Annotated in this window: 12 protein-coding genes; 5 read left to right on the top strand and 7 right to left on the bottom strand. The window is 40.1% G+C overall.

Annotated elements, in window-relative coordinates:
* Nucleotides 1-124: 124 nt before the first annotated feature.
* From MMU05_RS17680 to MMU05_RS17660, 5 genes are all read right to left on the bottom strand, one after another.
* Nucleotides 125-487 (bottom strand): HEPN domain-containing protein, encoded by a 363-nt coding sequence (locus tag MMU05_RS17680; protein ID WP_241143006.1) that lies wholly within the window; start codon nt 485-487, stop codon nt 125-127.
* A 1065-nt stretch (nt 488-1552) separates the two neighbouring features.
* Nucleotides 1553-3514, bottom strand: a complete 1962-nt coding sequence (locus MMU05_RS17675) for a sensor histidine kinase (RefSeq protein WP_241143005.1) — start codon at nt 3512-3514, stop codon at nt 1553-1555.
* A gap of 456 nt (nt 3515-3970) precedes the next feature.
* Nucleotides 3971-4315 (bottom strand): PIN domain-containing protein, encoded by a 345-nt coding sequence (locus MMU05_RS17670; protein WP_241143004.1) that lies wholly within the window; start codon nt 4313-4315, stop codon nt 3971-3973.
* Nucleotides 4308-4535 carry a UPF0175 family protein gene (locus tag MMU05_RS17665; protein WP_241143003.1) on the bottom strand — a complete coding sequence of 76 codons (228 nt, stop codon included), beginning with the start codon at nt 4533-4535 and terminating at the stop codon, nt 4308-4310. The genes MMU05_RS17670 and MMU05_RS17665 overlap by 8 nt, the downstream gene beginning before the upstream one ends.
* A gap of 265 nt (nt 4536-4800) precedes the next feature.
* On the bottom strand, nt 4801-5745 hold the full coding sequence (locus tag MMU05_RS17660) for an alpha/beta hydrolase (RefSeq protein ID WP_241143002.1): 945 nt from the start codon (nt 5743-5745) through the stop codon (nt 4801-4803).
* Nucleotides 5746-6064: 319 nt separating this feature from the next.
* Between MMU05_RS17660 and MMU05_RS17655 the strand changes: the two genes are divergently transcribed.
* Nucleotides 6065-6304, top strand: a complete 240-nt coding sequence (locus MMU05_RS17655; RefSeq protein ID WP_241143001.1) for a DUF433 domain-containing protein — start codon at nt 6065-6067, stop codon at nt 6302-6304.
* A gap of 178 nt (nt 6305-6482) precedes the next feature.
* On the opposite strand, the gene MMU05_RS17650 is transcribed toward MMU05_RS17655, so the two are convergent.
* Both MMU05_RS17650 and MMU05_RS17645 read right to left on the bottom strand, forming a co-directional pair.
* Nucleotides 6483-7094, bottom strand: coding sequence for a hypothetical protein (locus MMU05_RS17650; protein ID WP_241143000.1), 612 nt, complete (start codon nt 7092-7094; stop codon nt 6483-6485).
* Between the two features lie 104 nt (nt 7095-7198).
* Nucleotides 7199-7978, bottom strand: a complete 780-nt coding sequence (locus tag MMU05_RS17645) for an HNH endonuclease (protein WP_241142999.1) — start codon at nt 7976-7978, stop codon at nt 7199-7201.
* 246 nt (nt 7979-8224) lie between these two features.
* On the opposite strand from MMU05_RS17645, the gene MMU05_RS17640 reads away from it, so the two are divergent.
* The 4 genes from MMU05_RS17640 to tnpA form a co-directional block, all read left to right on the top strand.
* The gene (locus MMU05_RS17640; protein WP_241142998.1) at nt 8225-9115 is read left to right on the top strand and encodes a dioxygenase family protein; all 891 of its coding nucleotides are present in this window, start codon (nt 8225-8227) and stop codon (nt 9113-9115) included.
* A 115-nt stretch (nt 9116-9230) separates the two neighbouring features.
* Nucleotides 9231-10298: a DUF3500 domain-containing protein gene (locus MMU05_RS17635; protein WP_241142997.1), complete on the top strand. Its 1068-nt coding sequence runs from the start codon at nt 9231-9233 to the stop codon at nt 10296-10298.
* A gap of 39 nt (nt 10299-10337) precedes the next feature.
* Entirely contained in the window at nt 10338-10739 is a 402-nt protein-coding gene (locus tag MMU05_RS17630) for a hypothetical protein (protein ID WP_241142996.1), read from the top strand.
* Nucleotides 10740-11581: 842 nt separating this feature from the next.
* Nucleotides 11582-11922 (top strand): IS200/IS605 family transposase (gene tnpA / locus MMU05_RS17625; RefSeq protein WP_241142995.1); only part of this gene is annotated, 341 nt, incomplete at its 3' end.

Below are 11922 nucleotides of genomic sequence, written 5' to 3'. Positions count from 1 at the left end.
TGGTTTTTTCAACAGATTGAAATTCATAAGGATATTGGTTTGAGGAGGTTTAAAAAATCAAATCATGAAGAGACTCCAGGGAGGAAAACCATCCTTTTTGGAGTCTCTTCGGATATTTTTGTGGTCAGCCAAAGCCGATCATGTTTCTTGTTTTGGAAGCAAGGTCTATGAACTCTCTTGCCGTTTGGGTATTCATCCACAAGTCCTCCGGATTGCCTTGGCGCAAAAGCGGGTCGAGGTTGAGTTTCTGAAAAGTAGGATTGATATTGCGGCATTTTTCCAAAAGGTCGGAGATAGAACTCGAATGTGAGACGGCCTGACCCTGACCGATAAGGTATCCTGCCATGTATTTTGTGATTGCCTTATAGGCATGCTTGCATACCATATAGTGTACGACATCTTCTTCAGGTCTGCAGAGTTCTTCTTTTGCGGTGTTGAGCATTTCGTCTGCTTCTTCGAGGATGGTTTGGGATTTTAGGTTGTTCATGACAGGGTATTTTTGGTTGGTAATGGATCGTTGTATTGTGTTAAAAGTATCTAGTTATAATAGATAAAAACCTGACATAAATCAGCCAAAACCATGATTTGCATCAAGGGAGAAAAATAAGGGATTAGAAATGTCAAAGGGGTGGTTGTGATGGATTTACCCCAATGGTCTCGGAGGACGGAGAGGAAGGGGTGAAGGGGGGGGTAGGGGGATTAAAAATGGTTTCCGGTCAGAATTTCCGGTTCACACCATTGAAAAAATTTACCAATGGATTCGCCCCAACCATTTCGGTATTTGAAATTCTCTATCTAAAGGGATTCGTGACCGAAATACCCAACTAATCCGAATCTATACCATGGGCTGCGGTGCCTGAGGCTTAGATTGAGTATGAAATGCAGTGCAGCACCTTGCCCACGGCTATGGTTGTTTCGCCCGCTTCGGGGCTATTTTTTTTAATTAAAGGTCCAAAAGAAGGAATTCCAGAATCCTCAACTTAAATAAAAACCTCCTATGAAACACCCGCGGGGAGGAAGCGAAATTCCGGGCCGGCGAGGGCACATGGGGAGGAGGATTATTTCGCTAGTCCCGATAATTATCGGGATTGGTTACTTTTTGTATCATGACAAAAAGTGACATGAGAAATAAACGCCAATTAATCATCAGGATTGAAAAGTTGAAATGATAAAATTTTCCCAACCATTTCGGTATTTGAGATTCACCACCTAATGAGATTTGTGACCGAAATACAGAACAAACCTCATTCTTTACCATGGGCTGCGGTGCATGAGGATTATGGTGAGTAAAAAAATCAATGCAGCACCTTGCCCATGGCTACTTATATTTCGCTCCGCCGTGGTGGACTGTTGGCCGAAGGATATCCGAGAATAGAATTTACAACGGTCTTCTTTTTTGGAATTTTATACTTCAGGAAGATCCTCTAATATAGGAAATGCAGAGTAGCACCTTACCCATTGCTTCTATTTTTTTCCCACTTCGGGGCTATACTAAAAATAATTGATCAAGTTGAAGGAATTCCTGAATCCCAAAAATGAACCATCCACCTACTTAAACCTTAGCCGCTACCTGCCTTTCAAAATTGATTAGAATAAGCGTTCCGTTACTGACATCCTGTATCAATTTCCCATCTATCTGTCGGGTAAGCAAATCCACCAGCTGCGTCCCAAAACCTGTTCCCAATGCCTTTCCAATCAAGGGTTTGCCCACTCCGTTGTCACTGATTTTAAGCTGGAAATTGTCATTATTCAAATTTTTCAAACTCAATTCAATATTCCCTTTTTGTCCCTTTGGAAAAGCATATTTCAAAGAATTTGTCAGAAGTTCATTGACTATCAAACCCAAGGGAACAGCCGTATCCACATCCAGTTCAAGTTCGGTCATCTCAATATTTACATTGATCCTGTCGGTTTCATTGTAAGAATCCAAAATATTCTCGCAGAGGTTTTCAAAGTAATTTTTCATCTCAATAAATGCCAAATGCTCACTTTGATAAAGTTTCTGATGCAAAATACCCATCGACTTTACCCTGTTTTGACTTGCCAACATGACTTCCTGAATATTGGGATCCTCGATTTTGGCAAACTGTAATGCCAACAGGCCTGATACGACTTCCAGGTTATTTTTAACACGGTGATGGATCTCCTTCAGCAACAGGACATTTTCATCATTTTTTGTTGAAAGCTCCTTTTGCGTTTGGGTCAGGTTGGCGATCATGGCATTGAGTTGGTGGGTCCGATCTTGCACTTCCTGCTCCATCGCAAGAAATAGCCTGCCATATTGATTGGTGATATAAATGTAAATACCTAATGGGTAACTGATATACAGCAATATCAGGTCAATATAATATAGAAAAGTGCTTAGGGTAATGATTTCAGCATTGACCATTCTATTGACCAATAAGAAAACAGAAGTACCTATGGCTCCAAATGTCACGTAAAGTGCTCCTTTATTTTTTTCTTTGATGGCGATCCTCATAATGATGACCATCAAAACAATGACCGCAAGGATGATGCTCGCATCAAAAAGAATGAAATTGAAAACAGGGATAAAATAATTGGCTGTCCTCAAAAGTGCCAGCCAAACCAAGTGCCTGGTCCAATAAAATTTTTCTATCCTAAAAAGAGAACTTAAAGAATAGGGTAAAAGCCCATAACCCAAACCAAAAGCAGCGGAATTTAAAATACTACTAAAAATGGGATTGGTAAAACCGTTGAGTTTAAAAAATAGGAGTATATGGGCACAAAGGGCTGCACACAAAAAGAAAAAGGTGATGAGCGTAATCACTAGGTAAGGCTCCTCCTTTCGGAATTTAAAGTATAACAGCACATGCAGTACCAAGAGAATAAATAGGACCGCGACTATTACCGACAGCGTGGCAAAGCTATTGGGATATCGGAAGTCTGAATATTTTGCCCGGACTGCGGTTGAAAAGCCTATATCAAAGCCCAGGTTTTCGGCAAAGTACCTGAATATCTTAAAATTGTTTTTTGCCTGATGGTTTGAAAACCTGACTGCCAAGGTATGAACATCCTTAGGGTTAATTTTTAAGGGTCTGTCCGGTTCATAGTTGGGTGTATGGGTTTTTTCCAGTTGGCTATCGGTTGAAAAATTCCCATAAGTTTCCACAAGTTCCCCATCCAGATAAATTTCTGCTGCCCCCCAAGAGGAAAAATACAGCCTTTCAATGGCTTCCATGGTATTAGGATCGGCTGTAAAGGTAATCCGCCACCAGCCATAGCCCGACCACAGGCTATCCTGCATTTGGTAAGCTTTTAGTCCTATAGGATTGATTTTATGCCAATCAGCGTCATCAAAATCAGGATTTGCCCATTCCAGATTGTCGCCGCGTTGGTACCGCCAACCGTCGTTGAATTTTAATTCTAGCAAACCTTCCTTAAACAGGCTGGCGTCTACATGTGGATTTTGGCCATAGGAATCTAAAGTGCTGAAATAGAAGATTATGAAGACATATACCAGAAAGTATAGATATTTTGATATAGATGGTTTCAAATGAATTTGGTGACAATTCAGCATACTCCAAACATATATTTATTTTTTTGAAAATCGGTGGGTAAATACCCGGTTTGGTAATAAAAAATTAAAATAAGGAGGAAATTAAGATGAAGAATTGTCATAAAAGTAAATACGAAATCAGAAATCAACGCCAACCATTTCGGTATTGAAAATTCACTTTTTTAAAAGATATGTGACCGATCCAGATAATAATCGGGACAGAACACAACACAATGAATACCATGGGCTGCGGTGCAGAAAGATTAGATTAAGTGTAAAAATGGATCAGAGCACCTTACCCATCGCGATTATTTTTTCGCCTGCTTCATGGCTATCTTCTTAATCTTCATTTGCTTCTAAAAGTGCAATTTCTTCCAATTCTTCAGAAATGCTGAAATTTGTTTCTCTCATTTTATCCAATATTGGCTTAATAGAGGGAATTAATCCCGAATTTTAGGCTTTAATAATCACTCCGAGAGTTCCGGTTACCGATAGACCCAATCGTTCTGCCACTTGTCTCCCTTTCCAATCATCAATAATCAGGATTGCATCAGTCATTTCCAATGCCAATGCAATGGCACTAGCTTCTCCTGCGTCAACCTGCAATTCAAGCAATTGCTGTCGATAACTGTCACTTGCATTTTCAATTTCAATCCAATGCGGCAATTCATCACCGAATTCCAAAAAAATGGTTTGTGTGATGGTTACTACTTTGTAGAGTTGGCGCAATAAATCAAATTCCCCAATTTTTGTGAGAATAATCAAACAGCTTGTATCTGAAATAATTACTTTATGCATTTTTGACGTCTCTTGTCAAATCAGTAGGAGGGTAATTGAAAATTGAGACATCGTGTTTTCCTAAGAGTTCAGCAAATGTCCGCATAGTAAGACCTGCCAATTCCGCAGCTTGTCCCAAAGAAAGTTTCCCTTTTTCATAAAGTGAAGAAGCGACGATCATTGCTATTTCTTTATCGTCAAGATCAACGGTGTCCGGTACTTTAAAATTTACTGTTCTCATACTATCAAAAATAGTTAATATCTAACGGTTTTGCCTTCAATATAGCTGTTTTTTCAGAGATAATAATTTTGAGCAATTTGGAATTTAAACAAGTATTAAAAAAGTATATAATTTGACCAAGCCTATTTCTAGACTTGGTCAAAACTTGTAAATGCACAGAATACAATCTTTGGATTTAAAGATATTTCAAGACCTCCCGGACTTTGGGTGATACCGAATTATCTTTCAAAATTTCAAAGTGAGAGGAACTACCAACCCATCCCATTTACTTTCCTGCTAGGAACTTATTGACATCAAGCCAATGGATAAAGGCATCAAACCAACGGTTACTCGTCCGGTTGGGATTGCCCATACCAAAACCGTGACCGCCGTTTTGGTAAAGGTGGAATTCAACAGGAATACCTGCCTTGTGCCAGGATTCGATCACCCCAAACTGCCCCTGAAACAGAAAATCATCCGTCGCAATCACATTGAACATTGGCGGGGCATTCTTAGGAACTTCCACAGGTCCCATCCCGCCATAAATCGGTCCGATAAAGGCAAGCTTCATGGTCTTGGAATGCAGGGTAGAATGCATCGTCAGCCCGGCACCGGCCGAGAAACCGATCATTCCGATCCGATCGGTATCGACGCCCCATTCCTTGGCACGCGCGACAATCATGGCGTAAGCCGCCTCGGCATCTTCAAGTTGGTTAGAAAGGTCACGCTGTGGCGGTCGTGGTGCAGGAGTGCTTGATGCAGCACCGGCAGCAGGAGGAGGAGCGGGAGTTCGGGGACGGTTCATCCAAGCCGAAAAATCCTCTAAAGACTCCGGAGTTGGATTGAGGCGGTACTTGAGAACGAAAGCCGCGATTCCTTGCTTGGCAAGTGCCTCCGCGACTTCCCAACCTTCATTGCCCATCGACAGCCAACTGAAACCTCCTCCCGGTGCGACGATTACGGCAGCGCCGTTTGCTTTTCCCGGTTCAGGGAGGAAAGGTGTGAGGGTGGCTGTGGAGATATTCCGCGCCATGGGATCGCCCCACTGACGGAACCAGGTTTCAGGTGCGGGTTGGTTTTCGACACCACCCGTGCCGAGTAAGATGGCCCTCGGTTCTGCGGGTGCTTCTAGTGGGTAAATTGTCCCATCCTGTGCCAAGGCAGCGGAAGCAAAGACCAGGAAACAGACAATAAAGGCCTGAATAGTAAAGAATTTAGGGGTGTAGGTCATGGTATTATAGGTTAATTGAGAATATGGTTAATAGGTTATTTGTTATTGGTAAATAAATCCTGGAAGGCAAAAGGCTACCCGGGATCTAACTGTTCTTACAGAAAGATACAAAAAACTGTCAATTTTACACTTATTTATTTCTGATCTGCTTTGCACTTACAAGAATGGTAGGAAACCATGTCTGGATTGCAAAATCAAGGTACCCTTTGGTGATAAATGGATTGTTTCAAATACCAATTAATTATCCGGATGATAAACATTTGGTAACCAAACTGATCTCGATAAAAAGATTCATGTAAATTTGATTTAAAATTGAAATATGGAAGCTATACTTAACAGAATTGAGTTGAACCCTGAAATATTGGTTGGGAAGCCAGTCATAAAAGGCACCCGATTGTCTGTACAATTTATTCTTGGATTGCTTGCCCATGGAAAAACTCCTCAATCCATCATTGAAGAATATCCATATATCACCGAGGAGGATATTCGGGCATGCTTACTATTTGCAAACGAAGTTCTTGAAAGCAACTTTTTCACTCCTTTGGCACTATCCAAATGAAATTCATCGTGGATAAATGTACTGGCCCAACAGGAAGTTTGATTTTTTTAAATAAAATCTTAACAGATAGTCAAGTAATCCAATTATAAATTGGACAAAATAAAAGGGTGTAATTGCAAATTACACCCAGTTCCACGATCAAACGTTTATTCTACACCTAGAGGGGGAATCTGTCAAGTCAAATAACACCTAAAATTTTTCTAAATTCTTGCTCAAGATTTAAAGATATTTTTTCTATATCTTTTTTTAAATAATAATTTACTTTGTTTTTTAATTCAATAAATCTTTTGTCTTTTGAATGAATTGCTTGTATTTGTTCTTCTAATAGCTGGAATGACCGTAAAAAAGTTTGAGTTTCTTTGTTTATAACATCTAATTGATTAATTAAATTGTCAATAATTTCACAAAGTTCTTTACTAAAATAGATTCTATTTTTGTGGAAGTATGTACTGAATTCAGGAGCTGTGATTGTCCATTCATTAATTCGGATTTCTAAATCTAGTTTTTCATTTTTTGGGTCTAAGTTCATATTGAAAAATTGAATAACTACTAATTTGTAGTCAAAAAGTTTTTGGTAGAGTTCACGAATAACAATGGCTCTTTCTTTGTGAAGAGAAGCAAATTGAATTTCATGTGAGATATTTATTCTCTCAAGATTACTTTTATGATTTTCAATTCTTTTCAGCAAATAATTCTCAAATATTTTTTTGGAAGAATATTGAATTAATCCAAATGCAATTAAAACCGCAAATGAAATTTTCCCTATAAAATCAAAAATTTCCATATTCATAATCCGACTTGTTTTGTTCAATCTTTATTAGTTAGCTTTTATTTATTCTTTTTCTGTTTTGGCTTCTAAATAAATACATAGCTTAAAATCTATATTTCTTCAGGTTAAGATGATTTTTTTCTAATCATCTTTTTCATGTCTTCAATTGAAAATGGAGGTTCCTTCTTATGTAAGATTGAATGACAGTTTGGACAAATAGGAATCAAATCATTAATCGGGTCAACTTTATAGGTTTCGCCAATTTGCGAAATAGGAATTAAATGGTGTACATGAATAAATCCTTTACCAATTTCTCCATATTGCTTTTCAAAATCAAACTCACATACTGAACATATTGCTTTCCAATGTTTAATACATGTTTTTCTAGCCATCAGGTTTCTTTCATATGAATTTACTAGAACGATTTTTTTCAAGCCTTCAAAAAATTCAGTTTCAATGTCTGGGGGTAGCTCTCCTCCATAAGAAATGCCTGTAAGGTTTGTTTGCTCTAAGGCGATTTTAAGTTCAGATTTTAATTGCCAAATATTTTTTGTTCCTTCCTCCCAGACATTAAAAAACAAGAACCAAAATTTATATTGATTCTCATTAAGTTCAGTGAATGCTATATTATATTTAATAGCAATTTTTTGGGCATATTTTTTTATATCAAGATTGAGAGGTCGGAGCGTTGTTCCTAAATATCTGGCAATTTGGCTAGCATAGGCCTTGTGTTCTTGAAATGTATATAGTTCCTGAAAGATTGATAATTCAGTTTCTTTTGTAAGTTCCTTGTCCAAAAGAATTTTGCACCAGTCATCAACATTCAATTCTTTGGATTTACTAAGATTTATTTTTAATTCTTCAAAACTTTCTTCTTTGATTTCAGAATTTATTCCTGCTTTCATAGGTTGCACAATTCTTGTCATTTTGCTTCACTTTATCTTCTTTTCTAAACATAAAACTATTCCTGTAATTATCCAATACATCTACAGACTTTAAATACTTCCCCGAAAAATATTCCTCCTGTTTCGGACAGATTATGGACCTGTTGGTACTTGATTCATTGGGCAAAAGTGGATTTGACCAAATATTTTTTTAGATTGGTGAGGGTGCATCCTGCCCCAACCAAAAGAACCAAAACAGCAAGGGAAATGAAGAGGAGAAACTTTATCAAAACATCAGCCCTCTGCGCCACGGCGCTCAGCGCATTCGGGTTTATACGCTTTGACGGGACTAGGTATGTGGGAGATTGCGCCACGACTTCTGACATCTTGGGGCCATTCTACAGACCCGGAAGTCCCGAGCGCAGCAACTTGGTTGTAGCCGGTTCGAAGGGCCGAAAGGTACAACTCCTCGGCAAAATCCTTCATCAGGATTGTACCACTCCTTACAAAAACGCCAAGGTCGAGCTTTGGCACTGCGACGAACAGGGTGTCTATGATAACTCCACCGCAGCTTTCCGATACCGGGGTACGGTTTATAGCGATGCTGATGGCAATTATTCCTTTGAGACCATCATCCCTGTGCCTTATGATGCGGGAGGAGGATTGATTCGTCCGGCACATTTCCACATGATGGTGACTGCGGATGGCTATCAGCCTTTGGTGACGCAGCTGTATTTTACGGGGGATAAAAACATCCCCAAAGACCCTTGGGCCAAAGCTGCCAAAGACCGTCAGTTGAAAGTCGAGGACCATCCAAACGGTGGCAGCAAAGTAGTCTTCAATGTAGGGATGGCAAGGACCTTGGCTGTCGAACCTGGCTCCATCGACAAGCTGACAGGAACCTATGTCCATGAAAATGATCCTAAGAAAACGCTCACCCTTTTCAATAACCAAAATGCCCTTTGGCTCAAGAATGAGGTATTTGGAGAAGAATATGTGTATGCAGGAAACAACCTCTTTGTCTATCCAAGCAATCCTGAGGGAAGTTTTGACAAGCTCGAGTTTGACATCAGTCCCTTCGGGGCAATCAAGGTGACGCGTTCTTTTCAATATGTTGATACGGGAAAAGGTACCGAAGTGTATGTCAAAAGTGTTTGATTCATTAAATTAAAAAAGGGACGGAAGACGGAAGTCGGAAGACCGAAGTTCCGGATACCTGTGCCAATAATCGGATATTCATTTAATTATTCCTTCAATAACAATGTATTTTCAAATGAAAAAAACCATTTTCCTTCTTGTATTCCTTTTTACTTTTTCGACCGGACTCTTTGGCCAATCCAAAACGGATATGGTCAAAGTGACTACAGCCTTTTTGGAATCCCTTTCTGCCAACCAAAAGGACAGCGTCCTCTTCTCGATGGATGACAGTCTCCGCACCCAATGGTCCAACCTGCCGAATGGTTTGTTACCAAGGAAAGGACTGCGGTACGGGGATCTGTCGGAGGGCAGTAAAGAGAAGTTCCACAAGATCCTCAGCACGATATTCAGTTCGCAGGGATACCTTAAGACCTTTGCCATCATGCAGGTGGATGATATCCTGCACGAGATCTTTGAGATCGCCCATCAGCGGGAGCAAATTGATGACCGGACGATAGGTTTTATCAGGAAACTGGATTGGGATTACGGCAATTATTACCTCGCTATCCTCGGCAATCCCGGGATGGACACGGCTTGGGGTTTCAAGTTTGAGGGACACCACCTCTCCATCAACCTGACGGTGACCAAGGATTCGTTTTCGATGACACCGCTGTTTCTCGGTTCGGACCCGGCCGTGGTGGAAGTCACCCAATATGCTGGTTTGAGGCCGCTGAGCAAGGAGGAGGATTATGGTTTTTGGTTTGTCAATACCTTGGATGAGGCCCAAAAAGCCAAAGCCACCTTGAGCCAGGAAGTACCCAAGGATATCCTGACCAATCCTGACCGACCTCAGTGGTATGAAGAATTTATGGGGATCAAAGGTTCGGAACTCCGTCCCGAGCAGCAGAAAGTGCTCCATTACCTGATCGAAGAGTATATGAACAATATGGAAAAGGAAAAGGCGGAAGAATACCTTGCCATCCTGCATGCAAGGGGAATGGATGAAGTGTATTTTGCCTGGATCGGGAGCTACGAGCCTATGAAAGCGCATTACTACATGATCCATAGCCCGGATTTTATCATCGAGTATGACAATGTCGGTTTTCTCGACAATGCCAACCATATCCACTCCATCTTCCGCGAGAAGGGAAATGATTTTGGGGAGGATATCTTAAGGAAGCATTTGATGGATCATAAGCATTGATTAAATTTTGACTCATAAACTTTTACCCAAAAAGATGTTATGAAAATTGTCCCTCTGGTGGGATTATTAATCCTGCTTACAGCATTGGTTACTTCCTGCAAGACCTACAAAAACCTGGAAAAAGTAAAGCCCAAAATAGAATCTACTTCAATGGCAGAACAACTTCAAAAATTGAAGCCAGGAGATAGGATAAAGGTTTATGAAAAAAGTGGAAGTGTTAGGAATTTGACTTATATCCACACGGAATCAGGAATTTTGAGAGCCATAGATACCAAGAAATCTAAGGAACAGATTTCTATCAGGGTAGATGACATTGCACAAGTGCAGGTAAGAAAAACTGATGTAGGTTCGACCGCGATTTCGACTGGTTTAGCAATTACCATAGGTGCACTTGCTTTTGTTTTTGGTTTGCTAATTTACCTTGGTTCCCAGTCCTCCTAACCGTGATGTCAAATTCAACCCCATTCGGGGTTGATATTTCTGGTACTTATGGGTTTTCTTCTAAACCACCGGATTTCATCCGGGGTAAATATCCCAAATGGGGATTCAATCCCTTCGGGATTTTAAGCGGTTATGTTCTTACTTTTCACGATTGTTTAAGGATTTTGAAGGAACTTTATTCCTCACTTGATGCAAATCTATTACATTAAACTTATGGGGAACTTACGGCATCCCCCGATAACAATCCCGAATGGGATTGAAAACCGTCAGGTTATTTGCCCCGGATGAAATCCGGAGGGAAAGAATGAGGAATCAAAACACCCACTCCAACCCCGATAGGGGTTGAATTATTGAAGGAACATAGATGCCTTTGATCCAAAATACCTCCTTTGAATTCAACCCCATTCGGGGTTGTTATTTCATTTAGGTGAAAGTTTTTCGCTAAACCACCGGATTTCATCCGGGGTAAATACCCCAAAAGGGGATTCAATCCCTTCGGGATTTTAAGCGGTTATGTTCTTACTTTTCACGATTGTTTAAGGATTTTGAAGGAACTTTATTCCTCACTTGATGCAAATCTATTACATTAAACTTATGGGGAACTTACGGCATCCCCCGATAACAATCCCGAATGGGATTGAAAACCGTCAGGTTATTTGCCCCGGATGAAATCCGGAGGGAAAGAATGAGGAATCAAAACACCCACTCCAACCCCGATAGGGGTTGAATTTAAACCGAATCAATTCTAAAATTTTAAAAGACTTAAACGTTTAAAAACGCAATGTGCCCAAATCGATTTTGTAAATTCATCGAAATGATTTTTCGTAAACCTAACCAAATCTATGAGCACACATACATCGATTGTTTACCATATTATCTGGACACCGTATAAAAGAAAACCTATCATGTCAAAAGATACCCGACAGGATATGTTCAATTATATTTATGGGATCCTCCAAAACAAAAACTGTCATGCATACCGAATCAATGGAGTAGAGGATCACATGCATATAGCAATTTCCATCCATCCTTCAATCTCATTGGCAGCCTTGGTTAAGGATATTAAACTAGCAACCAGTCAAATGATTAAATCCTCGGATCTATTTCCTGGTTTTGAAGGATGGCAAGAGGGGTATGCAGCCTTTACACGCAGTTATTCTTCGTTGGACGACCTTGTCAATTA

It is taken from the genome of Cognataquiflexum rubidum (genome assembly GCF_022538115.1).
Taxonomy (GTDB): domain Bacteria; phylum Bacteroidota; class Bacteroidia; order Cytophagales; family Cyclobacteriaceae; genus Cognataquiflexum; species Cognataquiflexum rubidum.
This window is presented reverse-complemented; position numbering and strand designations above follow the sequence as displayed.